23 protein-coding genes are annotated in these 25,997 nt (G+C 57.4%); 2 read left to right on the top strand and 21 right to left on the bottom strand.

Annotated features, from left to right (window positions below; translation table 11 throughout):
- Positions 1-4 precede the first annotated feature (4 nt).
- The 9 genes from hflX to dusB form a co-directional block, all read right to left on the bottom strand.
- Positions 5-1,351, bottom strand: coding sequence for a GTPase HflX (gene hflX / locus OQ273_RS08185; RefSeq protein ID WP_267993060.1), 1,347 nt, complete (start codon positions 1,349-1,351; stop codon positions 5-7).
- A 22-nt stretch (positions 1,352-1,373) separates the two neighbouring features.
- The gene (hfq, locus tag OQ273_RS08180) at positions 1,374-1,622 is read right to left on the bottom strand and encodes an RNA chaperone Hfq (RefSeq protein WP_267989959.1); all 249 of its coding nucleotides are present in this window, start codon (positions 1,620-1,622) and stop codon (positions 1,374-1,376) included.
- A gap of 196 nt (positions 1,623-1,818) precedes the next feature.
- The gene (locus OQ273_RS08175; RefSeq protein ID WP_267989958.1) at positions 1,819-3,294 is read right to left on the bottom strand and encodes a hypothetical protein; all 1,476 of its coding nucleotides are present in this window, start codon (positions 3,292-3,294) and stop codon (positions 1,819-1,821) included.
- A 22-nt stretch (positions 3,295-3,316) separates the two neighbouring features.
- Positions 3,317-4,693: a Trk system potassium transporter TrkA gene (gene trkA, locus OQ273_RS08170; RefSeq protein ID WP_267989957.1), complete on the bottom strand. Its 1,377-nt coding sequence runs from the start codon at positions 4,691-4,693 to the stop codon at positions 3,317-3,319.
- A 69-nt stretch (positions 4,694-4,762) separates the two neighbouring features.
- Positions 4,763-6,127 (bottom strand): nitrogen assimilation response regulator NtrX, encoded by a 1,365-nt coding sequence (gene ntrX, locus OQ273_RS08165; RefSeq protein WP_267989956.1) that lies wholly within the window; start codon positions 6,125-6,127, stop codon positions 4,763-4,765.
- Positions 6,117-8,390 carry a sensor histidine kinase NtrY-like gene (locus OQ273_RS08160; RefSeq protein WP_267989955.1) on the bottom strand — a complete coding sequence of 758 codons (2,274 nt, stop codon included), beginning with the start codon at positions 8,388-8,390 and terminating at the stop codon, positions 6,117-6,119. Before OQ273_RS08160 ends, ntrX begins: the two co-directional genes overlap by 11 nt.
- A gap of 106 nt (positions 8,391-8,496) precedes the next feature.
- Positions 8,497-9,951: a nitrogen regulation protein NR(I) gene (gene ntrC / locus OQ273_RS08155; protein ID WP_267989954.1), complete on the bottom strand. Its 1,455-nt coding sequence runs from the start codon at positions 9,949-9,951 to the stop codon at positions 8,497-8,499.
- Positions 9,948-11,081 carry a two-component system sensor histidine kinase NtrB gene (locus tag OQ273_RS08150; protein WP_267989953.1) on the bottom strand — a complete coding sequence of 378 codons (1,134 nt, stop codon included), beginning with the start codon at positions 11,079-11,081 and terminating at the stop codon, positions 9,948-9,950. The genes ntrC and OQ273_RS08150 overlap by 4 nt, the downstream gene beginning before the upstream one ends.
- Positions 11,078-12,076, bottom strand: coding sequence for a tRNA dihydrouridine synthase DusB (gene dusB / locus OQ273_RS08145; protein WP_267989952.1), 999 nt, complete (start codon positions 12,074-12,076; stop codon positions 11,078-11,080). The genes OQ273_RS08150 and dusB overlap by 4 nt, the downstream gene beginning before the upstream one ends.
- Before the next feature lie 151 nt (positions 12,077-12,227).
- Here dusB and OQ273_RS08140 point away from each other — a divergent pair, with 151 nt between their 5' ends.
- Entirely contained in the window at positions 12,228-13,448 is a 1,221-nt protein-coding gene (locus tag OQ273_RS08140) for a bifunctional 2-C-methyl-D-erythritol 4-phosphate cytidylyltransferase/2-C-methyl-D-erythritol 2,4-cyclodiphosphate synthase (RefSeq protein ID WP_267989951.1), read from the top strand.
- Entirely contained in the window at positions 13,441-13,935 is a 495-nt protein-coding gene (locus OQ273_RS08135; protein ID WP_267989950.1) for a CinA family protein, read from the top strand. Before OQ273_RS08140 ends, OQ273_RS08135 begins: the two co-directional genes overlap by 8 nt.
- Before the next feature lie 39 nt (positions 13,936-13,974).
- On the opposite strand, the gene OQ273_RS08130 is transcribed toward OQ273_RS08135, so the two are convergent.
- The 12 genes from OQ273_RS08130 to OQ273_RS08075 form a co-directional block, all read right to left on the bottom strand.
- On the bottom strand, positions 13,975-14,199 hold the full coding sequence (locus OQ273_RS08130; RefSeq protein ID WP_267989949.1) for a hypothetical protein: 225 nt from the start codon (positions 14,197-14,199) through the stop codon (positions 13,975-13,977).
- Between the two features lie 50 nt (positions 14,200-14,249).
- Entirely contained in the window at positions 14,250-15,644 is a 1,395-nt protein-coding gene (gene lpdA / locus OQ273_RS08125) for a dihydrolipoyl dehydrogenase (protein WP_267989948.1), read from the bottom strand.
- A complete protein-coding gene (locus OQ273_RS08120) occupies positions 15,645-16,943 on the bottom strand; it encodes a dihydrolipoamide acetyltransferase family protein (RefSeq protein ID WP_267989947.1) in 1,299 nt (432 codons plus the stop codon).
- On the bottom strand, positions 16,943-17,959 hold the full coding sequence (locus OQ273_RS08115) for an alpha-ketoacid dehydrogenase subunit beta (RefSeq protein WP_267989946.1): 1,017 nt from the start codon (positions 17,957-17,959) through the stop codon (positions 16,943-16,945). Before OQ273_RS08115 ends, OQ273_RS08120 begins: the two co-directional genes overlap by 1 nt.
- 2 nt (positions 17,960-17,961) lie before the next feature.
- Complete coding sequence (locus OQ273_RS08110) at positions 17,962-19,188, bottom strand: 3-methyl-2-oxobutanoate dehydrogenase (2-methylpropanoyl-transferring) subunit alpha (RefSeq protein ID WP_267989945.1); 1,227 nt, start codon at positions 19,186-19,188, stop codon at positions 17,962-17,964.
- Positions 19,189-19,406: 218 nt separating this feature from the next.
- Positions 19,407-19,862: a type II toxin-antitoxin system RatA family toxin gene (locus OQ273_RS08105; RefSeq protein ID WP_267989944.1), complete on the bottom strand. Its 456-nt coding sequence runs from the start codon at positions 19,860-19,862 to the stop codon at positions 19,407-19,409.
- A gap of 30 nt (positions 19,863-19,892) precedes the next feature.
- The gene (gene lipA / locus OQ273_RS08100) at positions 19,893-20,858 is read right to left on the bottom strand and encodes a lipoyl synthase (RefSeq protein ID WP_267989943.1); all 966 of its coding nucleotides are present in this window, start codon (positions 20,856-20,858) and stop codon (positions 19,893-19,895) included.
- Positions 20,859-20,878: 20 nt separating this feature from the next.
- A complete protein-coding gene (locus OQ273_RS08095; protein ID WP_267989942.1) occupies positions 20,879-21,118 on the bottom strand; it encodes a GlsB/YeaQ/YmgE family stress response membrane protein in 240 nt (79 codons plus the stop codon).
- Between the two features lie 26 nt (positions 21,119-21,144).
- The gene (gene lpdA / locus OQ273_RS08090; protein ID WP_267989941.1) at positions 21,145-22,608 is read right to left on the bottom strand and encodes a dihydrolipoyl dehydrogenase; all 1,464 of its coding nucleotides are present in this window, start codon (positions 22,606-22,608) and stop codon (positions 21,145-21,147) included.
- A 79-nt stretch (positions 22,609-22,687) separates the two neighbouring features.
- The gene (locus tag OQ273_RS08085) at positions 22,688-23,251 is read right to left on the bottom strand and encodes an HdeD family acid-resistance protein (protein ID WP_267989940.1); all 564 of its coding nucleotides are present in this window, start codon (positions 23,249-23,251) and stop codon (positions 22,688-22,690) included.
- Between the two features lie 36 nt (positions 23,252-23,287).
- Positions 23,288-24,595, bottom strand: coding sequence for a pyruvate dehydrogenase complex dihydrolipoamide acetyltransferase (locus OQ273_RS08080; RefSeq protein ID WP_267989939.1), 1,308 nt, complete (start codon positions 24,593-24,595; stop codon positions 23,288-23,290).
- A 12-nt stretch (positions 24,596-24,607) separates the two neighbouring features.
- Positions 24,608-25,987: a pyruvate dehydrogenase complex E1 component subunit beta gene (locus OQ273_RS08075; protein ID WP_267989938.1), complete on the bottom strand. Its 1,380-nt coding sequence runs from the start codon at positions 25,985-25,987 to the stop codon at positions 24,608-24,610.
- Between the last annotated feature and the right edge of the window lie 10 nt (positions 25,988-25,997).

Genomic DNA, 25,997 nt, shown 5'->3' with positions numbered 1-25,997 from the left:
CACATTATTTGCCGGCGGCTTTGCGCCGCTCAAACTCCGCCAGGTCATATTCGGTTATTTCAATATCCAGGCTGACACTTCCGTCTTCATTGTCAGTCCGGCCCCGCACTTGCGCGTGGTCATAAAGCCACGCCATGTGGGACAGTTCGCCCGACGCCAGCTCGATTGATTTCAACGTCACCGTGCCGGATAGGGTTTCCTCTATAAGCGACAACAGACCGTCAATACCCCTGCCCGTCTCGGCAGACACAGCGGCTACCTTGACCCCCGTTTCCGCACTGCGCTCCATGGCTTCAATATCGGCTTCGGCGAGCAGATCGATCTTGTTCCAAACCTCAATAATGTCGGTTGAGCGTTCTCCCGGCCTGTTTACGCCCAGCTCATCCAGGATTCGCATCACATCCGCGCTGTGGACCTGATTATCCGGGTCCGCCATATCGCGGACATGCAGGATCAGATCGGCCTCCAGCACCTCTTCAAGCGTTGCCCGAAAGGCAGCCACAAGATGGGTCGGAAGGTCTGAAATGAAGCCAACGGTATCCGACAGGATCACCATTCGGCCGTGGGGCAGCGACATACGTCTGAGCGTCGGATCCAGCGTCGCAAACAGCATGTCTTCCGCAAGCACGTCGGCACCGGTGATACGGTTGAAAAGTGTTGACTTGCCGGCATTCGTGTAGCCGACCAATGCAACCACCGGGTGGGGAACCTTCTTGCGTTTGGACCGGTGCAGATGCCTTGTTCTGCGCACCTGTTCAAGTTCGCGCTCAAGGCGGACAATCTTTTCCTGAAGAATACGCCGATCGGCTTCGATCTGCGTCTCGCCCGGACCACCCATGAAACCGGCTCCGCCGCGCTGGCGCTCAAGGTGCGTCCAACTGCGCACGAGCCGACCCTTCTGGTAATTCAGGTGCGCCAGTTCAACCTGAAGAACCCCCTCCCGGGTTGAGGCCCGTCGGCCGAAGATTTCCAGAATAAGACCGGTCCGGTCGATGACCTTTGCTTTCCAGGCTTTCTCAAGATTGCGCTGTTGGACAGGCGTCAGCGGATGATCAACCACCACCAGACCAGCATCCAGGCTGATGAGCAGACCGGCAATCTCATCAACCTTGCCTGTACCGATCAGCGTTGCAGGACGAACGCTGTTAAGGGCTATGACGCCGGCATGTGCGACCTCGAGATCGATCGCTTCCGCAAGGCCAACGGCTTCTGCAAGGCGCGTGTCACCACCCCGCGACAGCCGCGACATCTCGTCACCGGCGGCCTTGCCGGAAGAAGATTTCAGCACGGGTACAATCACCAAAGCGCGGGTCGTATCCCCTCGCCCGTCGCGCTCATCGCTGTGCTGGATTCCTATTGCGTGTTTGTTTTGATCAGCCTTCACGGCTTGGCTCTTCGCCCTCAAACATCTGTATCGGTTGCCCCGGCATAATGGTGGAAATCGCGTGCTTGTAAACAAGCTGCGAGTGACCATCGCGACGCAAAAGGACGCAGAAATTGTCGAATGACGTGACCACACCCGTCAACTTCACACCATTGATCAGGAATATCGTGAGCGGTACCTTTTGTTTTCTAACAGTATTAAGAAATTGATCCTGCAAATTCTGGGAACGCTCCGCCATTGCGCCAGTCTTCCTTGTCCTTACCGGTTTTTTCTTTTTTTCGGCTGTACCGCAAATCCATCGCGGAACCTTACTCTCCGAGGCAGTAGCCCGTCTTTCGACAACACACCATTGGTGGTTATCAAATCGCCGCAAATTCCGCAATGTAAAATGCGTGCGGCAATTCGTTCTGGTTGATTTTTGATCGTTCGATAAATTAGCGGTTGTACCAATATCGAATATTAAGAACGGCAAAGATCACAAGTACTTCGAGCCGCCCGATGGTCATTATGATGATTGAAAGGAGGTATGTTGCCTGATGCGGTAGGGCGCGGAATCCGGGCCAACTGGCCGTCACGCTTTCATCTCCCAATGGACGCAGGGCGTCGTAAACCGGGCTGGCATTGGAGAAAAACGAAACCGACATCACAATGGCGGCCTCAAAGCCTGTGCCCGACAAGGCAAGCAGTGAGGCGCCGAGACCGATGACAAGAATTGCGATGATAAAATAGGTCCAGATTGCCTGGATCGACCCGCGCCCAATCACGAGGTCGCCGAACTTGTGGCGGTCGACGCTGTTCGGAAAAATCAGCCGGTTAAGTTCCGCAACGGTATAAACCCACATCGCCCCGATGCGGAACACCTTAACCCCGCCGGAGGTCGAATAGACCCCCGCCCCGACGAAGATGACCGCAAGCACCACAATATTCGGCAGCAGCGCAATAACTCCCGGGCGCGTCTCGATTCCGCTGGTTGCAACAAGTGATGACGCGGTGAAAAAACCCTCCTGAAGCGCTGAAAGAAGTTTATTGCCGGCCGCGCTGCCCGATACATCCGCAATGCGCACTGCGTAGGCAATCGTCAATGCAGCAATGACAGCGACAACAATCTTCACCTCCAGATTGTTTTGAAATACGTGTTTCGGCCGCCTCAGAATCTGGCGTCGCCAGAAAACACTTAAGGTCCCAAGACAAAGACCAAGCGCCATGACGGTCGTTGCACCCTGACCTATCGTCTCCTCGAGTGGCCCGCTGAATGGGACGAAGCCACCGGTCGCCGCAGAAATCATCCCCAGCATCATCGCGTTAAGCGGCGCCACGCCAAAGAGCATGAGACCAAGATAGATGAGCCCTGTAATCAATGTGTATTGCAGCGCCAGCGTCCGGTAGGTCTGGACCTTGAACAGCGAGTTTTCAGATCCGCCCGATAACAACCGGCTGCCAGCGCCCTGCAGACCTCCAAAACCCGCAGGCGCCAGGACGTGAACAATCGAGGCCAGCGCCAGGAATCCCCCATACCATTCAGTAGCGCTGCGCCAGAAAAGGAGACCGACCGGTGTTTCGCTGCGCTGCAGGACCGAAGCACCGGAGGTTGTCAGCGCGCCGACAGCTTCAAACCAGCCCTGCATGAGGGAAAGGTCGCTCAGCACGGTGTAGAACGTGCCGGCGATAAAAGGCGTAATGACCCAGACACCCACCAGGGCCAGATAGGTAAATGCTCTTTCGGTTTCCTTGATACGTCCGGAAAGTGCCGTGGTAGCCGAAACCGCAACAAAACTGCCAACCGCAAAGAGCAGGAGCATATTCGTTGCCAGTTCGATCTCGGAATGGGCAAATGCGATCAGCACCGCCGGCAACAGGAGCACGAGCAGACCGGAAACCGCCAGGGTTATGAGGAATAGAACCGCGCTCATGCGTTAGCCCGACCCCGGTTTCTCAAAAGAATTCAAGGCTGACCCGGAACAGTTGTTCGACGTGGCGCACCGCCTCAGCCCTTGCCAGCAGCACAACGCGATCGCCGGTTTTGATCTTGCTGTCTCCATCCGGTCGCATGACCTGCCCGTCACGATAAAGCGCGCCGAGACGTATGCCATGCGGCAGGTCCAGTTCGCGCAACTCCTTGCCCACGATCGGCGAGGTTTCCAGAGCCTGAGCTTCGACAACCTCTGCCGCGCCCTGCTGGACGCTGTGAACAGCAAGGATACGGCCGCGGCGCACATGTTGCAGAATCCGCGATATCGTAACCGCGCGCGGGCTGACATGCGCATCAATGCCCAAAGTCCGCGTGAAATCGAGAAATGCGGGGCTGTTGATCAGCGCGAGGTTCGATTTGCATCCGAGCCGTTTTGCCATGACGCTGGATAAGATATTGACCTGGTCATCATTGGTGAGCGCGACCATCAGGTCAGCATCCTGTATATCGGCCTCCACCAATATCTGCTGATCGAGAGACGACCCGTTGAGAACGACAGTGCGATTGAGATCGTCGGCAATCCTGACGGCCCGGTCGCGATCGTTTTCGATGATCTTGACCTTTGTGCGGGCCTGCCGCTCTTCAATCGTCTTGGCAACAAAGAAGCCGATATTGCCCCCGCCGGAGATCACGATCCGCGTTGCCTCGGGCTCTTCATGACCGAAAAGGCCCAGCGTACGCCGGACATGACTGCGGTCGCAGATCACATAGGCAAGGTCGCCGGTAACAAGCTGGTCACTTGAGCGCGGCACAATCAGGTGCCCGTCGCGCCACACACCGACAACGGTCGCGGTCAGATCAGGAAAGAGATCGCTGAGCTGCTCAAGCGGTGTGTTGACGACCGGACAATCCTCAAGACATTCGATCGCCACCATGGTGATCAGATCGTCAGAAAACCGCACCGCATCATTTGCGCCCGGCAATGCAATCCGCCGCAGCACCATTTGTCCCACCTCGATTTCCGGTGAGATGATCACGTCAATGGGCATGTGTTCGCGCGAGAACAGATCTGAATAGTGGGAGGCGAGGTAGCTCTGGGCACGAATGCGGGCAATCTTGGTCGGCACGTTGAACAGGGAATGGGCAACCTGACAGGCCACCATGTTGACCTCGTCATAGAGCGTCACCGCGATAATCATATCCGCCTGATCGGCTCCGGCCTGGGCAAGAACCTCAGGATGAGCGCCATGGCCCACATACCCCCGCACATCCAGTGACTCGCGAATCGCATGGATCAGAGACGGGGATGTATCGATGACCGATACGTCGTTTTCCTCGGTTGAAAGCCGTTCGGCAATACCGTAGCCGACGCGCCCTGCCCCGCATATGATGACTTTCATCCGGTACGGCCCCTAAACGCTTCTTGCGAACGCAACCCCGGATCCGGAAGTGCGTCCCCTCGGCTAGTCTTATAGACCAAGCGTTTTCAGCTTTCTATGCAAAGCAGACCGTTCCATACCGACGAATTCTGCGGTTTTGGAAATGTTTCCGCCGAAACGGTTAATCTGCGCGACCAGATATTCCCTTTCAAACAACTCCCTCGCTTCCCGCAAGGGCAAAGTCATGACGTGGCTTTGGTCCTCATTGCCCACATTGGGCAACATCTCGCCAATTTCCTTGGGAAGCATATCGGCACTTATGGGAGCGCTTGATGAATCGCCCCTTGTAAGGATCATCAGCCGTTCGATATTGTTCCGAAGCTGACGGATATTGCCCGGCCAATCATGGGCCTGCAGCACCGCCATGGCGTCATCGCCGATCGGCCGCGCGTTGATACCCACATGTTCGCTGATCTGCTTCATGAATTGATCGACAAGAAACGGGATATCCTCCCGGCGTTCCGCAAGCGAGGGAACGCGAACCGGCACAACCGCCAGCCGATGGTAAAGGTCCTCGCGGAAGTTGCCCTCCGAAATAAGGTGCTCAAGGTTTCGCGACGTGGACGAAATCACACGGATATCAACGCGCACCCGTTTGGAGCCGCCAACCCGTTCGAATTGCTGGTCAACCAGCACTCGAAGGATCTTGTTTTGAGTTCCCTTCGGCATGTCGGCGATTTCATCAAGATAAAGGATACCCCCATGGGCCTCTTCCAGCGCGCCGATCTTACGTTCCTGTCCATTGGCTGCCTCGGTGCCAAAAAGGGCGACCTCCATCCTGTCGGGCGTGATCGCGGCCGCATTGAGGGCAACAAACGGACCGTCCTTGCGGGTGGATTGACCGTGAATGAGCCGGGCAACCAGTTCCTTGCCCGCGCCCGAGGGCCCGAGGATCATGACCCGGCTGTTTGTCGGCGCCACTTTCTCGATGAGCTGGCGTAGCTGTGAAATGGCAACGGATGTTCCCGTCAGATCCATCGGATCCCCGGAGCGACGTTTCAGTTCATCCACTTCCCGTTTGAGATTGGATGTCTCAAGCGCTCTTTCCGCAACCAGAACCAGACGGTCGGCCTTGAACGGCTTCTCGATAAAGTCATAGGCGCCGCGACGTATCGCCGAGACGGCGGTTTCGATATTGCCGTGCCCAGAAATCATGACGACAGGCAATTGCGGGTGGCGTGTCTTGATCTCGTCAAGCAGCGCAAGCCCGTCGAGCTTGCTGCCTTGTAACCAGATATCAAGAAAAACGAGACGCGGCACACGTTCGGCAATGGAAAGCAGCGCGCTCTCACTGTCGCCCGCGGTACGCGTCTCGTGACCCTCATCGGACAAGATACCTGAAACAAGCTCTCGGATATCTTCCTCGTCATCAACAACCAGAATGTCAGACGCCATCTGCTCGTATCTCTCCCATCGGGTTTGAGTCTGAATTTTCCGGACCTGCCGGCAGTTTCACGCGGATCATGGCACCGCCATTTTGATCAAAATCGCGTGGCGCATCGTAGAGTTCGAGGACACCGCCATGCTCATCGATGATTTTCTTCACGATGGCCAAGCCTAACCCGGTCCCCTTGTCCCGCATCGTCATGTAAGGCTCGAAAATGCGGTTTCTGTTTTCCACTGGTAGCCCCTTGCCATTGTCGATGACGTCCACCTGCAGCGTCCCGTCTGTCGCCCGGCTGGCTTTTACCAGTACCCGGCGGCCGTCTCGCGTCTGATCCGTTCCGACCGCATCGATCGCCTCACTGGCATTCTTGATAAGATTGCCGAAGGCCTGACCAAGCATGCGCTCGTCAAAGAAACCGGTCAGCGGCTCCTCACCAAATTCGCGAATGAACTCGATGTCGTTACGGCTGACTTCGCGCAGGAATATGGCGTCCTTGAGAATGTCTCGCAGATCGTGCTCTTCCTTCGCCGGTTTCGGCATCCGTGCAAAGGCAGAAAACTCATCGACCATGCGGCCGATGTCTTCAACCTGGCGTACGATCGTATCGGTACATTGATCGAAAACAGCCCGGTCACCATCTTCAATCTGCCGTCCGTAACGCCGCCTGATTCTCTCGGCGGACAGCTGAATGGGAGTCAGCGGGTTCTTGATTTCGTGTGCAATACGCCTCGCGACCTCTGCCCATGCCGTGGAGCGTTGCGCGATCACCAGGTCGGTAATGTCGTCAAGCGTGATCACGTAGGATTCAAGGCCCTGATGAGGCCCTTCACGTGTTGCCTGTACATTCAGCGTGCGCTCCTGCCCGTCGCGCATGATCGTCACCTGGCTGCGATACTCGCTACGCTGCCAGATCGACGCGCTCTCCAGGACGGGAGAGATCTCCGGCGCAATATCCGCCAGCAGGCAACCAACGAGTTTTCCGGGCTCCGTTCCAAGCATGATCTCGGCAGAGCGGTTCGCGATGGAAATCAGCCCGTCATCATGCACGCCTATCACACCCGCGGTCACGCCCGAAAGAACCGCCTCGGTAAAGCGTCTGCGTTCATCCATTTCGTCACGAGCAGAAATAATTTCATCGCGCTGAACTTTAAGTTCCTCGATCATATTATTGAAGGTTTTGGATAAATTTCCGACGTCACCATCAGATGCCTTGACCGGAACGGCGACATCCAAATCCCCACTCGCAACATCGTCCGCGGCACCAATCAGCTGCCGTATCGGTCGCACGATACGGTCCGCCACCGCAATCGCAGTCCAGATCGCCGACAAAAGCACAATCAGTGCAAAGCCAAGATATAGAATGCCGAATGCCAACTGGATCGGTCGCCGGTCTCTTTCCAGCGCCTGGTATTCCTCGGTATTTTCCTCAACGAGACGCATGGACCGGATCACCGAGGGATCAACAGCGCGGATCGTGTACAAGAAGGCGTCCGGTATATTCTGCAGTTTGATCACCGCGCCGACGAGGTTGGTAACCCCAGGTGGAATAAGAGCCGGTTCACCTTCCGCTGCGACTTCGATTGCTGCCCTCGGGACGCCAGGGAGCGGATTGTCTGTCTCGATATCGGCGCCAACGATCACGCTTCCATCTGCACGAACCACACTTGCCGCCAGGAGCCCCCGGCCAATGGCCTGACGCGTGACCAGTACGTTGAAACCGGTTCGATCCAGACTGTAGAGCGTCCGCGCCGCATCCAGGTCATTGGCCATCGACACGGTCTGGCCTTGCAGGTAGCGCGCGTTCTCGTTCATATAAGCCTGAGCAACGCTCAACGAGGAATTCACGATTTCCTTCGTGCGGATCGAGAACCAACGGTCCAGGCCGATATCAAGCGTGATGCTGGCGACAATCGCGACGAGGATTGCCGGCAGGATCGCCACGACACTGAAGAGGCCGATAATGCGCACATGAAGCCGCGAGGCAGCGCGTCCCCGGCGGCGCGCCGCCAGGATATTCGCAATCTCCCTTATGATCAGCCCGATGAGGCCAAGCACAAAGGCGAGATTGACGATAACCGCCGTAAGAACGACCTCGTTTCGCGGCGCAATGGGCGTGAGCCCCATCAGGATAACAAACGAAACAATCGCACTCAAAAGAGCACAGACGACAATCACGATGCCCGGCAGCGCCAGCACTCTGCGTCGATCCGTCTTGACCGCCGATTGCTCTGGCGTTCCGCCCAAAGACGATAGTGTGCCGCCGGCAGTCATGCGGTCCTCAAAGCTCTTTTACAGGTGAAGGCGTTCAGATGTGCCATGTCTTGCGTTGCCATAGTGCAACGCATTGTGGCGAAAATGCAACGCAATTTGGAACCGGTCAAGCGTTTCTGGGGGAGCGGTAAACAGAAACGCCAAGTTCTCTAATTTTTTTGCGCAAGGTGTTCCGGTTCAAACCTAGTAATTCCGCCGCCTTTATTTGATTTCCGTTTGTCGCGGTCAGAGCCGCAAGAACAAGCGGATACTCCACTTCCTCCAATACACGGTGATAAAGGCCAGGAGGCGGAAGCTCATCGCCGAACTGGGAGAAATAGCGGCGCATATTCTCTTCGACAGACTGGGAAATCGTCGCATTTCCTGGAACACCGCCGGCCGGGCTTGCCGTGTCTTCCGCGCTTTCGCTCCGCAATTCCGTATCGACGATCTCTTCGGTGATTGCATCCTGTGGATAAAGCGCGGTTATACGGCGCACGAAGTTTTCAAGTTCACGGACATTTCCGGGCCAAGGATACCGTTTCAGCCTTTCAAGAGCAGTGCGTTCGAAGCGTTTTGCCTGCAGCCCTTCTTTCTCCGCCTCGTTGCTGAAATGACGCACGAGATCGGGGATGTCCTCGGCACGGTCACGAAGCGGCGGCAAGCGCAAGGGAACAACGTTAAGCCGATAAAACAGGTCCTCCCGGAAGAGGCCCTGGTTAATGGATGTCTTCAGGTCCTTGTTTGTTGCCGCTACGATCCGAACATCGGTGCGGATCGGCGTTCGCCCGCCAACGGTCGTATATTCCCCTTGCTGCAGAACCCGTAGGAGGCGTGTCTGCGCATCCATCGGCATGTCGCCGATCTCATCAAGGAAAAGCGTTCCGCCTTCCGCCTGTTCAAAGCGGCCGCTGGAGCGCGTCTGCGCGCCGGTAAAGGCACCCTTCTCATGGCCGAACAGTTCCGACTCGATAAGATCGCGTGGGATGGCTGCCATGTTAATCGCGACGAACGGACCGTTCCTGCGCTTTCCGTAATCATGCAGCGCACGCGCCACGAGCTCCTTGCCTGTTCCCGATTCCCCGGTGATCATCAGCGTCAGATCGGTCTGCATGAGACGCGCCAGCACACGATAGATTTCCTGCATGGCGGCTGAGCGCCCGACAAGCGGCATGCCCTCGCCCAGATCCTCATCCTTGTGCCGTGCCGCCGGTTTAGGCTCAGACAGAGCCCGTCCGACAATGGAGATCATTTCTGTCAGGTCGAACGGTTTCGGTAAATATTCATAGGCCCCGCGTTCGGACGCCTTGATGGCCGTCATGAAGGTGTTTTGCGCACTCATGACAAGCACAGGAAGATCCGGACGCGCCTTCTTTATCCGCGGCAGGAGGTCGAAAGCATTTTCGTCGGGCATGACGACATCTGTGACGACGAGATCGCCATCACCGGCAGCCACCCAGCGCCAAAGCGTCGCCGCATTCGATGTAATACGCACATCGTAACCGGCGCGCGACAGCGCCTGATTGAGGACGGTACGGATCGCCGCGTCATCATCGGCAACCAGAATTGTGGCTTTACTCATATACCTGTCTCCCCGGAAACCGGGTTTGTATCCTTCGATGCCGGCATCAAAATCCTGAAAACGGTTCTGTTGCCATGGCTGTCACATTCGACAATGCCGCCATGGTCGCCGACGATTTTTGCGACAAGCGCAAGGCCAAGCCCGGACCCGTTGATCTTTGTCGTAATGAACGGATCAAAAAGATGCGGCAGAATATCCGCCGGAACGCCTGGTCCGTTGTCCTGAACACAAAATTCCAATGGCAATGATACGCGTTCACTTGCGCCCGGTATCGAGAGCCGGATTCCCGGCCTGTAGGCCGTGGTCAGCGTGATTTCACCATTGGACTGCTCTCCCAGCGCCTCGCTGGCATTCTTTATCAGGTTGAGAAACACCTGGATCAGCTGGTCGCGATTGGCAAAAACCGGCGGCAGTGACGGATCGTAGTTTTCTATGATCTTGATATTTTTCGCAAAACCCGCCGAAGCGAGCGCCTTCACATGATCGAGCACGGCATGGATATTCACCGGCTCCCGATCGACAGGCCGCTCGTCGGAAAAGATCTCCATACGATCGACCAGCGATACAATCCGGTCTGTTTCGTCCCTGATCAGTCGTGTCAATGCACGGTCTTCATCACCAACAGACATCTCAAGGAGTTGCGCCGCGCCCCTTATGCCTGAAAGCGGGTTCTTGATCTCATGGGCAAGCATGGACGCCAAACCGGTCACGGAACGGGCAGCGGACCTGTGCGTAAGTTGCCGGTCAATCTTGTCGGCCATCGAGCGCTCTTGAAAGAGAACCACGACGGAACCGCTCTGATCGGCAACGGGCGCGACATAAATATCGACAAGTCGGTCGTTTCCGAGTTTGGGGGAACTGACGTCGACCCGGTATTCATTGACCGGCGCGCGGCGCTCCCTCACCTGCTCGATCAGCGCAAGGAGCGGACTTCCAAATGGGATATAGCTACTCAGCTTGCGACGTGACAGCTGCGCACGGCTGGCGCCGAAGAAGGACTCAGCTTCCCAGTTGGCAAAGGAGATATGGTTCTCCACATCGACCATGATCACCGGGTGTCTGATTGCGTCGAGGACCACATGCGCGCTTTCGGCGCTGAAGTCCGCAATGGGCGTATCGGTCTTGCTCATGCTGCGGCCAGGTTGCCTTCGTCTTCCATGGGGATCGCATCAAATGCTTCGCCCAGCCCGGCGAGCACCTGTTGCGGATCGCGCGACGTCATGATGGATGCTTTGAGTTCCGCCGGACATGCAGGCGCATGCAAGCCAAGATACCAACCAAGATGTTTGCGAAAATGCCGAACGCCAACACCTTCGCCATAGTGGTCAAGGCTCATCCGGTAGTGCTCCTCAATGAGCGTCAGGATTGCTTTAGAGGTGGTCGGGCCGGCATCATGGCCGGCAATCTCGCCGACAAGCCAGGGCCGTCCCTGGGCGGCTCGGCCAATCATGACCGCATCCGCTCCGCTTTGCGAACGGGCCATCTCCACATCATTCAGTGTCTCGATGTCGCCATTCGCCACAAGCGGCACTGAAACGGCCTCCCTTACACGGGCAATGGCCTGCCAGTCCGCGGTGCCGGTGTAAAACTGCGCGCGGGTGCGGCCATGAACGGTAATCATCTGCGCGCCTGCCAGTTCTGCCCGGCGCGCAAGTTCCGGAGCGTTGAGCGAGTTTTCGTCCCAGCCAAGGCGCATCTTGACCGTCACCGGCACCTTCACCGCCGCAACGGTTGCTCCGATCAGGCCAACAGCATGGTCGAGATCACGCATAAGCGCCGAGCCGGAATAACCGCCTGTGACCTTCTTGGCCGGGCAACCCATGTTGATGTCGATAACATCGGCTCCATTGGCCTCAGCAATGATTGCAGCTTCACCCATCCAGCCTGCCTCTCGTCCGGCAATTTGCACAACATGTGGCGTAATCCCGGCACCCTGCATGCGAACCCAGGATTCGTCCCGGTCACAAATGAGTTCACGACTGGCAATCATTTCGGTTACGACAAGCCCGGCTCCATATCGCCATGCCAACCGGCGAAACGGCAAATCACTGATACCGGACATCGGCGCAAGGATTGCGCGATTTCGCACCTGAACCGGGCCTATGTTGAAAGATTCATTGATCATCGTATTTGCACTATTATCAGGCACGCTACCAGACTGCACGCTTTTTATGCAACGCCGTGAAAAAAACAAGGAAAACCGGAAACAAGGATGCTGGTCAAACAGACGAAGGCCCGTTACAGCATCATGACGAATTCGCATATAACAGGCAGGCATGGCGGACAAGGACACAGTCGGAGCGGTTATCGTAGCAGCCGGACGCGGTGAACGCGCCGGAGAGCCCGGCAGCGCGCCGAAGCAATACCGCCCCATCGGCGGCAGACAAGTTCTTGCCTGGACGATCGACAGTTTCAAGAACCATCCGGACATCGACGCAATCGCCGTTGTCATCCATGCAGACGACCATTCTCTCTTCGATCGGGCGCTGCAAAACTGCAGCCAGCCCGCCGTGCTGACAATTGTCGAAGGCGGTGCAAACCGGCAGGAATCGGTCTTGAAAGGTCTAGAGGCCCTGTCCGATGCGGGCCTGAGCCACGTTCTCATTCATGACGGCGTGCGGCCTTTCGCTAACGGGCCTCTGATTGACCGCGTCATTGCGAGACTGCGCAATGGATCCATGGCCGCCCTGCCCGCCATTGCCGTGGCCGACACGTTAAAGAACGCGTTCCACGGTGACCGTGTGGACGGAACCGTCCCGCGCCGCGGCCTGTTTGCCGCTCAAACACCGCAAGGGTTCGAATTCGCGGCAATCTTCGATGCCCATCAGCGGGCATCCCTGAACAGTGACGGCGAATTTACCGATGATTGCAGCATTGCCGAATGGGCAAAGATACCCGTCGATCTCGTTGGCGGTGATCCGGAAAACGTGAAACTGACGACCGCGGGAGACATTGCATTGGCGGACGAAAAGCTGGGGCGGAAAAACCTGACAAACGCCATTCCGGACGTCCGTACCGGAAACGGATACGACGTGCACGCGCATATCGCCGGAAACAGTGTGACGCTCTGCGGCCTGGAAATCGCCAATGACCAGGCGCTGTCCGGCCACTCCGATGCAGATGTCGCTCTGCATGCGCTGACCGATGCGCTTCTGGCCACCTGCGGCCAGGGGGATATTGGTGATCACTTCCCTCCCACCGACCCGCAATGGGAAGGCGCGGCATCACACATCTTCCTCGAACACGCTGCAGAGCTGGTCCGCAAGGCCGGCGGCGTCATTTCAAACGTGGACATTACGCTGATCTGCGAAGCCCCCAAAATCGGCCCGCATAAAGCCGCCATGCGCAGCAAACTGGGTGAAATCCTTTCTATTCCAGTAGAACGCTGCTCGGTCAAAGCAACCACGAACGAGCGGATCGGCTTTATCGGCCGCCGCGAAGGTATTGCCGCAATCGCCACGGCGACCGTAGTTTATGGATATGACACGGATGACTGATAACACAGACCTTGCCGGTAAGCTGGTGGAACTGATGACCAGTCAGGCAAGGATGGTCGCCACGGTGGAATCCTGTACAGGGGGAATGATCGCAGCAGCAATCACGGATATCGCAGGCTCCTCGGCTGTTTTCGATCGCGGGTTCGTCACCTACTCAAACGAAGCCAAGCGGGATCTGGTCGGGGTGTCGTATAGCACACTAGCAGAACACGGCGCCGTTTCGTGGCAAACAGCTGTCGAGATGGCCGACGGCGCCCTCGCCCGCTCGAGAGCCGAAATCGCGATTTCGGTGACCGGCATTGCCGGGCCGGGCGGCGGCTCGCCGGACAAGCCGGTTGGGCTTGTTTATATGGGCCTCGCCTGCAGAGGCACGCAAACCCGGTATGAGAAACTTCTCTTCGGCGATATCGGCCGCGCCCCTATTCGCCAGGCGACTGTCAAACGAGCGCTGGAAGCCTTGATCGAAACAGCCGAGACGGCGACGTAGCCTTAAAGCCCGCGCTGTAGGGTCAAGACCGGTTGAATCTCAACAGATGCATTCAGAGCTGCAATAAAGAGGTTCACTAATCACTGGCATGCGTGCCTGATCATTCTCCTCGAAGATGATGGCGGCCATTCGCCTGCCATTTTCCAAAGCGAAATAGGATGGCTGCGCATCGACGGTCTCGATCAGCGGGGCAATTGCCTTTCCGGATGTCCCGTCCTTTTCGGCTTCATTGCCCATTTCTACCGGGTTAGTGAATTTCACCATCTGCCGCTTTGCGCCCGCCTTGGATTGCCCCGGCGTAAATTAGACGTGAATTAGATATGCAGGCCCTGACCAAGCGCAACCATTGCCGCTTCCTGTATCCCCTCGCCTTGTGTCGGATGCGCATGGATTGTCGACGCGATATCCTCAAGGCAGGCACCAAGCTCAAGCGCTGCTGAAAAGCCGGAAGCAAATTCAGAAATATTTGTACCCACCGCCTGAATACCGAGCACCAGCTCATTGTCCTTGCGCGCCACAACTCGCACAAAACCGGCCTCGGCATTGAGTGTCATCGCCCTTCCATTGGCAGCAAGGGGAAACTTGCCTGTTATGACATCATAACCGGCATTCCGCGCCTCATCGGGTGACAGGCCGACCGACACGATCTCCGGGTCGGTAAAACAGACGGCAGGGATCGCAGCCGGCTCGAAAGCTCGAGGCTTTCCGGCAATCAGTTCGGCCACCACTTCTCCCTGGGCCATTGCCCGGTGCGCCAGCATCGGCTCGCCGGTCACATCGCCGATTGCAAACACATCCGTCATGGATGTACGACACTCGCTGTCAATGGCGATGAAGCCGCCATCCATCGTCAGTTGCAGCTCGCGCAGGCCCCACCCGTCGAGGCGCGGCTTGCGCCCCACCGTCACAAGAACCTTATCAACTTCCACCGAAAACGGCTTTCCATCGCCATCGGTCGCCGAAAGCGATTTGCCATCCTTCTCCAACGCGCCGGCGCGGGCATTGAGATGCACGATGATCCCGAGTTTCTTCAGCTGCTTTGCAACGACATCGGAGAGCTCCTTGTCGTATTGCGGCAGCAATCGGTCAGATGCTTCAAGCACCGTCACCTTGGAGCCCATTTTTGCAAATGCCGTTCCCAGCTCAAGACCGATATAGCCGCCGCCGACGACGGCAAGTTTCCTGGGCAGGCTTTCAAGTCGCAAGGCTTGCGTCGACGAGATCACATGGCCGCCAAACGGCAGGGCTTCGAGCTCCACCGGTTCGGACCCCGGCGCAAGAACGACAAATTTCGCCTTGATCTGGGATGATTCTTTCTCCCCCGCAACGCTACATGTCTTGCCGTCACGCATACGGGCTTGACCGTTTATCACTGTCACGCCCGCCTTCTTAAGCAATCCGGCGACGCCGCCATTGAGACGCTTTACAATACCGTCTTTCCATTCGATCGCTTGAACCAGGTCGAGTTTCGGGGTCTTGACTGATATGCCGGGCACCTTGCCTTGTGAAGCCTTGACGGCGGCCTCGAACTCATCGGCGACATGGATCATGGCCTTTGAGGGAATGCAGCCGACATTGAGGCAGGTGCCGCCGAGCTCTTTCTTTTCGACAAGGATTGTATCGAGGCCGAGCTGCCCCGCGCGGATCGCTGTCACATATCCGCCAGGACCGCCGCCGATGACCAGGACCTCACAGGAAAGATAGTTCATTTACGGCTCCATAAAGAGTGTCGCCGGTGTCTCCAGCGAACCGCGAATATGCTGAATGAACTCCGCCGCATCCCAGCCGTCGACAATGCGGTGGTCGAAGGACGACGACAGGTTCATCATCTTTCGCGGAACGAATGCACCGTCCTGGTAGACGGGCCGCATGGCGATTTTGTTTACGCCCACCACGGCAACCTCGGGACTATTGATAACGGGGGTCGAAACAATGCCGCCCATCGAACCGAGGCTGGACAGAGTGATGGTCGAACCGGTCAGTTCCTCACGCGTGATCGTGCCGTCACGCGCTGCGTCGGCCAGCCTTTGCGCCTCAGAGGCAATGTTCCAGATGTCACGCGCTTCGGCATTTCGCACAACAGCGACAACAAGACCGTTGGCTGTCTGAACTGCCATGCCGATATGCGCCGCACCGAACTGCCGAAGTATACCGGCGTCATCCTCAAAATGTGCGCTCAGCTTCGGATACGCCTTCAGCGCCTTGACCATGGCCCGCATGATGAAAGGCAAAAGCGTCAACTTGGGCTGACCTTCCTGCCTTTGGATGTTCAGGTGCTGACGCAGATCTTCCAGCTCCGTCATATCCACCTCATCTACATAGGTGATGTGGGGAATGCGGGCCTTTGCGTCCTGCATGCGTTCGGCAATCTTACGCCGCAGACCGATCACCTTTGTCTCGGTGATCGTGTTGTTTGGCTGAAAGGCTGAACTGACGGGCTCGGACTTGCCGGCAATGTAGGCGTCCAGATCCTCATGGAGAATGCGCCCGGCCGGGCCGCTACCGCGCACATAGACCAGTTCGATACCGGCATCCCTTGCCCGCTTGCGCACGCTGGGCGCTGCGATAGGACGCTCCCCCTCCGGGCGCGGAGCACCGCTTGGCGCAGCCATTGGTGTTCTGGCCTCTACGGGTGGAGACATCGGTACGGAAGGCTTGACGTTCTCCGCCACGTCCTGCCGCGTTTCAGGCGGCATCTTTTCCTGATCGGTCTCCGATGCCTTTGCGGGTTGCAGTGATGGCGCCTCTTCGACAGAGCCATCACCGTTTTCGACATTGATGGTAATGATGGTCGCGCCGACAGCTGTCATCGCCCCGACCTCGCCGTCAATGGTCAGGATCTTGCCTTCTACGGGAGATGGAATCTCAACCGTCGCCTTGTCCGTCATGACAGCGGCGAGCAGCTGATCTTCGCGGACCAGATCGCCAACCGACACATTCCACTCGACAATTTCCGCTTCGGTAATGCCTTCACCGACATCTGGCATCTTGATCGTGTGTATTCCCATCACGCAGCCTCCGTCAGTTCTTTCAGTTCACGCCCGACCCGTGCGGGACCGGGAAAATAATCCCATTCCTGCGCATGCGGATAGGGCGTATCCCAGCCCGTAACCCGTATGATCGGCGCTTCCAGATGATAGAAACACTGCTCCTGTAACTGGGCGGACAGCTCGGCGCCGAACCCCGATGTCAGCGTCGCTTCGTGAAGAACCATGCAGCGGCCGGTCTTTTTTACCGACTGGGCGATGGTATCGATATCGAGCGGCAACAGCGTTCTCAGATCAATGATCTCCGCGTCGATCCCGGTTTCCTGGACCGCGGCCTCGGCAACAAAACACATGGTCCCGTAGGTAACGATTGTAACGGCACTGCCCTCTCTGCGCACCGCAGCCTTGCCGATGGGCAGTGTATAATAGTCTTCGGGAACATTGCCGAGCGGATGGCTGTTCCAGTTTTGGGCCGGACGGTCGTGGTGGCCGTCAAACGGTCCGTTGTAAAGCCGCTTGGGCTCAAAGAAGATCACCGGGTCGTCATCTTCGATCGCCGAAATGAGCAGACCCTTCGCGTCGTAGGGCGTTGACGGCATGATGGTCTTGAGACCTGACACGTGCGTAAAGAGAGCCTCCGGGCTCTGACTGTGCGTCTGGCCGCCGAAAATGCCGCCTCCGACAGGGCTTCTGATCGTGATCGGTGCTGTAAAATCATTAGCGGACCGATAGCGGATACGTGCGGCCTCCGACACGATCTGGTCATAGGCCGGATAGATGTAGTCGGCAAACTGCACCTCAATGCAGGGTCTAAGGCCGTAGACCGCCATACCGATCCCGGCTCCGACAATACCGCTCTCGTTGATCGGACTGTCGAACACCCGCGACGCGCCGTATTTCTTCTGAAGACCGGCCGTGCAACGGAATACACCACCGAAATATCCCACATCCTCGCCAAAGACGACGACGCCATCGTCGCGCTCCATCATCACATCCATGGCGCTGCGGATAGCCTCGATCATCGTCATCTGGACCATGACTAAACCCCCAGCTTCTGGCGTTGTGCAACAAGATGCGGCGGCATGTCCTTAAAGACGTCCTCGAAGATGTCGCGCGCGCTGGAGCCGCCTCCCATGACGCCATAGGATTCGGCTTCCTTGGCCGCCACCCGCATTTCCTCGTCAAATTCGGCTTCCGCCTGGGTGTGGCGTTCCTCGCTCCAGTTCCCCTTTTTAATAAGGTGATTTTTCAGCCTCAGGATCGGGTCGCCCAAAGGCCACGCCGATGATTCCTCGCGCGGGCGATACCTGCTCGGATCATCCGATGTCGAATGCGGTGCCACCCGGTAGGTCACCCATTCGATCAGGGTCGGACCGAGATTGCGGCGCGCTCTTTCAACCGCCCATTTCGACGCCGCATGGACCGCCATGAAATCATTGCCGTCCACCCGCAAGGATGGGATGCCAAAGCCGAGGGCCCTTTCGGCAAAGGTCGCCGAATCCCCGCCCGCAATGCCTTGAAACGAGGAGATCGCCCACTGATTGTTGACGATATTGAGGACCACCGGCGGCTTGTAGACCGATGCATTGACGAGAGCGGCATGAAAGTCGCTCTCGGCGGTGGAGCCGTCACCGATCCAGGCCGCGGCAATCTTTGTATCGCCCTTGATCGCCGACGCCATGGCCCAACCGACCGCATGAATATACTGGGTTCCGAGATTACCGGAAATCGTGAAAAAACCATGCTTCTTGGAGGAATAGAGAACCGGCAGTTGCCGGCCATGCAACGGATCGCGGGCGTTCGAGAGAATCTGGCAAATCATGTCGACGACCGGATAATCTTGACAAAGCAGCAGGCCCTGTTGCCGGTAGGTCGGAAAATTCATGTCACCTGGCGACAGCGCAAGCTGTTGTCCGATGGCGATCGCCTCCTCGCCTGTGCATTTCATGTAGAAGGACGTTTTGCCCTGGCGCTGAAGCGTCATCATGCGTTCGTCAAAGGCCCGCGTCTTTAGCATCGAGCGCAGTGCGTGCAAGAGCAGGTCCTTGTCGATATCTTCGGCCCATGGGCCAACCGCCTCGGCGTCCCGGTTCAGGACGCGGATCATGGTTGTTGCCAGATCCTTGATATCGCGGGCATCGGTATCGATGTCCGGTTTGCGGACAGTCCCGGCCCTCGGAACTTCGAAGTCGGAGAAATCCGGCTCATCACCCGGCCGAACAGGTGGCTCCGGCACCTTGAAGGAAAGCGGTCCGTAGTCGTTCATCAATGTCTCGCTTTCTGGCGAGCCGCTTCGGCAGCTTCAACCGTTAATTACGACAACAATACTGACCTATAATCTGTTCCGGTTTCGTCTCACTCACAATAGCGTCTTTGAAATTGGATTGTATATGGCGCTGCCTGTGGATCGGCTTTGCAAAGATTGCGTCAAAACGCTGAATTTTGTTCTTTAATGATCCGGCTTAACTGCGCACATCAGGAATTTCAGTGGCTTTTGCCGTAAATCTCGTCCGCGCGCTTCTCGAACGCTTCGGCAAACATGCGAAACGCCCGGTCGAACATACCACCCATCAACAGGCCGAGCGTCCTGCTCTTGAACTCGTAGTCGATAAAGAACGACACATCGCACCCGCCATTGCCGGCCGGTTCGAAACCCCAGCGGTTGTTGAGATAACGGAACGGCCCGTCGAGATATTTGACGTCGATGACCGAATCCTCAGGGCTCAGCAGCACCTGGCTGGTAAAAGTCTCCCGAATGGCTTTGTACCCCACGGTCATATCAGCAACCAGCAGGGTTTTGTCGCCCCGCTCCTTGCGATTGCGTATTTTGAGCGAATCACAAAGAGGCAGAAACTGCGGGTATTTCTCGATGTCTGCGACCAGCGCGAACATATGCTGCGGCTCGTGTGCCACGAAGCGCTTTGTGTCATATTTAGGCATAGGCTGCGGTCTGTCCGGCGGTCCTGATCATCACATGGTTACGCCGCGCCGCGCGGCGCGCGCAGCCTGCAGTTTTGCAAAGTCGTCGCCTGCATGGTGTGACGACCGCGTCAGCGGGCTTGCTGATACCATCAGAAATCCCTTTGAATAGGCAACCGCCTCATAGGACTTGAATTCATCCGGGCTGATAAACGCTTCCACCCTGTGGTGTTTGGGTGTCGGCTGCAGATACTGGCCGATTGTCAGGAAGTCGACATCGGCAACCCGCAGATCGTCCATCAGCTGCAGCACTTCGTTGCGCTCTTCGCCGAGGCCGACCATGATCCCCGATTTGGTGAACATGTCCGGATCGATTTCCTTCACACGCTGCAGCAGGCGAATGGAATGGAAATACCGGGCACCGGGCCTCACCGTCAGGTAGTTCGACGGAACGGTCTCAAGATTGTGATTGAAAACGTCCGGCCGGGCAGCCACGACGGTCTCCAGAGCGCCATCCTTGCGCAAAAAGTCCGGCGTCAGGATTTCAATCGTCGTGCTGGGTGACGCCTGCCGTATCGCTCTGATGGTTTCCACAAAATGCTGCGCACCGCCGTCGGCCAGATCGTCCCGGTCAACGGATGTGACAACAACGTGCTTGAGCCCCATCTGCTGGACGGCTTTCGCCACATTTTCGGGTTCATTCGGATCCAGCGATGCCGGCTTGCCGGTTGCCACATTGCAGAAGGCACAGGCACGCGTACAGATTTCGCCCATGATCATGAAGCTGGCATGCTTCTGCTGCCAGCAGCTTCCGATATTCGGGCAGCCCGCCTCCTCGCAAACCGTTACCAGATTGTTCGATTTCACGATGTCGCGGGTTTCCTGATACCCTTTCGACGTCGGGGCCTTGACGCGAATCCAGGCCGGCTTGCGCGCGACCTCATTGTCGGGTCGATGCGCCTTTTCCGGATGCCTGACCCGCTTTTCTCCTGAAATCGTATCGACGACGGTGACCATGGTTTGTATCCCAGTAACCTCTAGCGGCCTGCCAACAGTGCAAACAGCCACAGGACGATAATGGCTCCGACCGTTGCGACAATGAGTGTGCCGACAAAGCCTGCATAAGCGATCCCGACCTGTTGCGCCAGAAATCCGCCAACAAAGGCTCCAACAACCCCGACAACCAGGTTTTTGATCAGCCCATGGTTCCGCTTCATCACCTTCTCGGCAATGAAGCCGGCTATCAGACCGATAAGAAGAAACATTAACCAACCCATATCCGCTCTCCTGTTTTTAACGCCGCCTAAGCATTCAGCGCGCGGCCGTATGCGTCAAGCACACTTTCCTTCATCATCTCAGATAGGGTCGGATGCGGGAAAACGGTATGCATCAGCTCTTCCTCAGTGGTTTCCAGGTTCATAGCGACCACAAACCCCTGAATCAGTTCCGTTACCTCCGCACCGACCATGTGTGCCCCGAGAAGTTCACCGGTCTTCTTGTCGAAAATCGTCTTGATGAGGCCCTTGTCCTCGCCAAGTGCGATGGCCTTGCCGTTCGCACTAAACTGGAAGCGCCCGACCCGGATGTCATGACCTGCCTCCTTGGCCTTCGCCTCGGTCAGGCCGACACTTGCAACCTGCGGATCGCAATAGGTGCAGCCCGGGATCTTGTTCTTGTCCATCGGGTGCACGCCAGGAACACCGGCGATCTTCTCGATGCAGATAACGCCCTCATGCTCTGCCTTGTGCGCAAGCATGGGCGGGCCGGCAACGTCACCAATGGCATATATGCCCTCGACATTGGTTTTGCCATAACCGTCGATGACAACACAGCCGCGATCGGTTGTCACACCGAGCGCCTCAAGTCCAAGATTCTCGATATTGCCTTGAACACCTACGGCTGAAATAAGCCGGTCTGCGGTAATGGCTTGTGTCTTGCCATCCTTGGTCTCAACATGGGCGGTGACGTTGTTTGCGCCCTTCTCGACCTTGGTAACCTTGGCTTCGGTAATGAACTTCAGGCCAGCGCGTTCAAGCGCCTTTCGGGCCAGACCGGAAATCTCTGCATCCTCAACCGGCATGATGGTCGGCATCAGCTCGACCACCGTAACGTCGACACCCATGGCATTGTAGAAACTTGCAAATTCGATACCGATCGCACCGGAGCCCATGACCACCATCGACTTGGGCTGGGTCTGCGGCACCATCGCTTCGAAATAGGTCCAGATCAGCTTTCCGTCCGGTTCTATTCCGGGAAGGACACGCGGCCTCGCGCCGGTGGCGACAATCACATTCGTGGCCTTGTAGGTTCCCTCACCCAGCGTATTCTTCGGAGCCGGGTGTTGCGGCTCCATCGCTTTCTTCGTCGGCTTGCCGACGACGACCTCCGCCGGCGTGCTGCCCTTGGCCGCCTTTGTTATCTTTGCTTCACCCCAGATCACATCGACCTTGTTTTTCTTCATCAGGAAGCCGATACCGGCGTTCAACCGTCCGGATACGCCGCGCGAGCGCTCGACGACGGCCTTGATATCCGCCGAGACCTTGCCTTCCAACTTGAGCCCGTAATTGTCCGCATGTTCGGCAAAGTGAAGAATTTCCGCCGAACGCAGCAATGCTTTTGTCGGAATACAACCCCAGTTCAGGCAGATGCCGCCCAGGTGTTCACGCTCAACAATGGCGGTCTTCAAGCCAAGCTGTGCTGCGCGAACGGCGGTTACATAGCCGCCAGGTCCGGATCCGATAATGATGACGTCATATGTGTTGGACACGCCTGGTCTCCTGATATCTGGGCATGTTCATGCCACTGGCAGTCTGGAAGGGCGGCATTCGCCGCCCTTTGTTTGTTTGTCAGCTTTTCCTGAGCGCAAGACCGGTCATCAACAGCGCAACGCCGTTGAAGGTCAGTTCCACGCCGAGGAAAAGCCCGAGAACCGAAGTCGCCGCCCAGGGAAACTCGGCAAAGATGAGGACGCCAAGAAACACGGATACAATTCCCGAAACCGTCACCCATCCCCAGCCAGCCGCCGGCCGCATGGAGATGGAATAGGCGATCTTCGCTCCCCCAAGCACGATCAGAAGAACGGCAACGATAATCGTCAGTGACGCAGCGCCGGCAACCGGATTACCGACAAGAACCGCACCGACCAGCAGTGTCAGAATGCCGACGCCGAGTGTCCACATGAAATCGCCGGCCCCGCGTGTCGAAAAGGCCTGAATGACCTGCGCAACACCGACCAGAATGAACATGAAACCGGCAATATAGTCGACCGCCAGGGTCGCCTGCATGGGATTGGCAAATGACAGAAAGCCGCCAATCAGCGATATGATGCCAATAGCGACCAACCAGCCCCAGGCCGCTTTCAGCTTTTCGATGGCTTCCTCGATATCCTTTTTGTCAAATTGGTCCGACATGTAGACCTCCTCTCCTCGTTTGACTTAAGGCAAGCGCTATACGAGCATCGCGAACGGATTCTCGATATAACCTTTGAATGCTGCAAGAAGCTGCGCGCCAAGGGCCCCGTCCACGGCGCGGTGATCGGTCGACAACGTGACCGACATGACCGTCGCAACGGCCAGTGTTCCGTCCTTTACAACCGCCCTCTGCTCCCCGGCCCCCACGGCAAGTATGGTCGCGTGCGGTGGGTTTATGACGGCGGAGAACTCCTTGACCCCGAACATTCCGAGATTGGAGACGGCCGTTGTTCCACCCTGATATTCCTGCGGCATGAGCTTGCGGTCCCGTGCCCGCCCGGCAAGGTCCTTCATCTCGTTGGAAATGGTCGACAGCGATTTGAGTTCGGCCTGTCGGACAATCGGAGTGATCAAGCCGCCCGGTATCGACACGGCAACCCCGACATCGGAATGCTTGTGCATGACCATGTTGCTTTCGGTCCAGGACGCATTGGCATCCGGGACATCACGCAAGGCCAGAGCCATTGCCTTGATGACAAAATCGTTCACCGACAATTTGAAGGCCGGCTTGTCATCGCGAACGGGCGCAGACTCGTTAAGCTGTTTGCGCAGAGACAAAAGCCCATCCAGCTCACATTCGACCGTCAGGTAGAAATGCGGAACGGTCTGTTTGGATTCGACCAGACGTTTCGCAATCGTCTTGCGCATATTGTCGTGCGGAACGAGCTCGTATGACCCGTCCTCGAACAGTTTGAGTGTCTGATCGTCCGATGGCGCGGCGGCGGGCGCCGGTGCAGCAGCGGCAGGCGCAGCCTTGGCACCGCCCGCAATGGCCGCGTCCACATCGCGCCTGACAATCCTGCCATGCGGCCCGGTCCCCTTGATCGCCGAGAGATCGAGACCTGCCTCTGCGGCGATACGCCGTGCCAGAGGAGATGAGAAGATCCGGCCGCCTGCAGTATTTTGAGCCGGCGTTACAACGGCCGGAGCAGCAGCGGGTGCGACCGCTGCAGGCTCTGATGCAGCAGGTGTCGGGGCCGGCGCCGCGGGCGCAGGCTCTGCTGGAGCTGGAGACGCGCTTGCAGCGGCAGACGCATCTTCGCCCTCCTCGGCGAGAATGGCGATCGGCGCATTGACCTTGACGCCCTCGGTGCCCTCGGGAACGAGGATCTTTGCGACGACGCCTTCATCCACCGCTTCGACTTCCATGGTCGCCTTGTCGGTTTCAATCTCGGCGATCACGTCGCCGGAGGAGACGTTATCGCCTTCCTTGACGAGCCACTTGGCGAGATTGCCCTCTTCCATCGTCGGGGAAAGCGCTGGCATGGTGATACTGATCGGCATGTCCCTTCCCCCTTAGCTCGTGTAGGTCACGGCTTTGACCGCGTCGACGACTTCGGCGACATTCGGCAAGGCCAGTTTTTCAAGATTGGCGGCGTAGGGCATCGGAACATCCTTGCCCGCAATGGTCAGCACCGGCGCGTCGAGGTAATCGAACGCCTCTTGCATCACCCGTGTTGCGATCTCGGTTCCGACCGAACTTTGCGGGAAGCCCTCTTCTACCGTGACCAGACGTCCGGTTTTCTTCACCGATTCAAGAATGGTCGGCATGTCCATCGGGCGTATTGTGCGCAGATCGATGATCTCCGCCTCGATACCCATTCCCGCAAGCTCGTCGGCTGCCTGTTCAGCATAGGTCATGCCGATACCGAAGGACACGATGGTGACATCACTGCCGCTGCGGTGAATGCGGGCCTTGCCGATCGGCAGCACGAAATCATCCAGCTTGGGCACGTCGAATGTGTGCCCGTACATGATTTCATTTTCCAGGAAGATGACCGGGTTCGGATCCCGGATCGCGGCTTTCAAAAGGCCCTTCGCATCGGCTGCGTTATAGGGCATCACCACCTTCAGGCCGGGAATATGACTGTACCAGGATGCATAGCACTGCGAATGCTGGGCACCGACGCGTGCTGCGGCGCCATTCGGTCCGCGGAAGACAACGGGCGCGGACATCTGCCCACCGGACATATAGCGTGTCTTTGCCGCCGAGTTGATGATCTGGTCCATGGCCTGCATGGCGAAGTTGAAGGTCATGAATTCAACGATAGGCTTCAGGCCAGCCATGGCTGCTCCGACGCCAACACCCGCAAAGCCATGTTCGGTGATGGGCGTATCGATCACCCGACGGGCGCCGAACTCGTCGAGCAATCCCTGAGTAACCTTGTAAGCGCCCTGATATTCGGCAACTTCCTCACCCATCACGAAGATATCGTCATCGGCGCGCATTTCCTCGGCCATCGCGTCACGCAATGCTTCGCGCACCGTCGTGGGGACCATCTCCGTACCTGCCGGGATATCCGGATCGGACGGAACAGCGGCCGCAGCCGGGGCAGCAGCGACAGGTTCAGGTGCAGCCGATGCCGACTCGGCGACCGGCTCTGCGGCTGGAACGGCCGCCGGCGTTTCACTTCCGATATCGGAGGCCGATTCACCGTCTTGAAGCAGAACGGCGATGACGGCATTGACCTTCACGCCCTCGCTGCCTTCCGGAACAACAATCTTGCCGATCGTGCCCTCATCAACAGCTTCGACTTCCATCGTTGCCTTGTCCGTTTCGATCTCGGCAATCACGTCGCCGGAAGAGACGTTGTCACCTTCTTTCTTCAGCCATTTGGCAAGGTTGCCCTCCTCCATCGTCGGCGAGAGGGCTGGCATCAAAATATCAATTGGCATGTTTTCTCCC

Origin of the sequence: Hoeflea prorocentri, assembly GCF_027944115.1 — a bacterium.
GTDB lineage: Bacteria > Pseudomonadota > Alphaproteobacteria > Rhizobiales > Rhizobiaceae > Hoeflea_A > Hoeflea_A prorocentri.
This window is presented reverse-complemented; position numbering and strand designations above follow the sequence as displayed.

Coding starts and splice junctions, on each gene's coding strand:
- trkA (WP_267989957.1), bottom strand. CDS start 4,693: ATGAAAGTCATCATATGCGGGGCAGGGCGCGTCGGCTACGGTATTGCC.
- hfq (WP_267989959.1), bottom strand. CDS start 1,622: ATGGCGGAGCGTTCCCAGAATTTGCAGGATCAATTTCTTAATACTGTT.
- OQ273_RS08080 (WP_267989939.1), bottom strand. CDS start 24,595: ATGCCGATCAGTATCACCATGCCAGCGCTTTCCCCGACGATGGAAGAG.
- ntrC (WP_267989954.1), bottom strand. CDS start 9,951: ATGAGTAAAGCCACAATTCTGGTTGCCGATGATGACGCGGCGATCCGT.
- lipA (WP_267989943.1), bottom strand. CDS start 20,858: ATGGTCACCGTCGTCGATACGATTTCAGGAGAAAAGCGGGTCAGGCAT.
- OQ273_RS08095 (WP_267989942.1), bottom strand. CDS start 21,118: ATGGGTTGGTTAATGTTTCTTCTTATCGGTCTGATAGCCGGCTTCATT.
- OQ273_RS08110 (WP_267989945.1), bottom strand. CDS start 19,188: ATGAACGACTACGGACCGCTTTCCTTCAAGGTGCCGGAGCCACCTGTT.
- OQ273_RS08150 (WP_267989953.1), bottom strand. CDS start 11,081: ATGAGCAAGACCGATACGCCCATTGCGGACTTCAGCGCCGAAAGCGCG.
- OQ273_RS08175 (WP_267989958.1), bottom strand. CDS start 3,294: ATGAGCGCGGTTCTATTCCTCATAACCCTGGCGGTTTCCGGTCTGCTC.
- OQ273_RS08075 (WP_267989938.1), bottom strand. CDS start 25,987: ATGCCAATTGATATTTTGATGCCAGCCCTCTCGCCGACGATGGAGGAG.
- OQ273_RS08135 (WP_267989950.1), top strand. CDS start 13,441: ATGACTGATAACACAGACCTTGCCGGTAAGCTGGTGGAACTGATGACC.
- OQ273_RS08140 (WP_267989951.1), top strand. CDS start 12,228: ATGGCGGACAAGGACACAGTCGGAGCGGTTATCGTAGCAGCCGGACGC.
- ntrX (WP_267989956.1), bottom strand. CDS start 6,127: ATGGCGTCTGACATTCTGGTTGTTGATGACGAGGAAGATATCCGAGAG.
- OQ273_RS08105 (WP_267989944.1), bottom strand. CDS start 19,862: ATGCCTAAATATGACACAAAGCGCTTCGTGGCACACGAGCCGCAGCAT.
- dusB (WP_267989952.1), bottom strand. CDS start 12,076: ATGATCAATGAATCTTTCAACATAGGCCCGGTTCAGGTGCGAAATCGC.
- OQ273_RS08085 (WP_267989940.1), bottom strand. CDS start 23,251: ATGTCGGACCAATTTGACAAAAAGGATATCGAGGAAGCCATCGAAAAG.
- OQ273_RS08115 (WP_267989946.1), bottom strand. CDS start 17,959: ATGGTCCAGATGACGATGATCGAGGCTATCCGCAGCGCCATGGATGTG.
- OQ273_RS08130 (WP_267989949.1), bottom strand. CDS start 14,199: ATGGTGAAATTCACTAACCCGGTAGAAATGGGCAATGAAGCCGAAAAG.
- OQ273_RS08160 (WP_267989955.1), bottom strand. CDS start 8,390: ATGACTGCCGGCGGCACACTATCGTCTTTGGGCGGAACGCCAGAGCAA.
- lpdA (WP_267989948.1), bottom strand. CDS start 15,644: ATGAACTATCTTTCCTGTGAGGTCCTGGTCATCGGCGGCGGTCCTGGC.
- OQ273_RS08120 (WP_267989947.1), bottom strand. CDS start 16,943: ATGGGAATACACACGATCAAGATGCCAGATGTCGGTGAAGGCATTACC.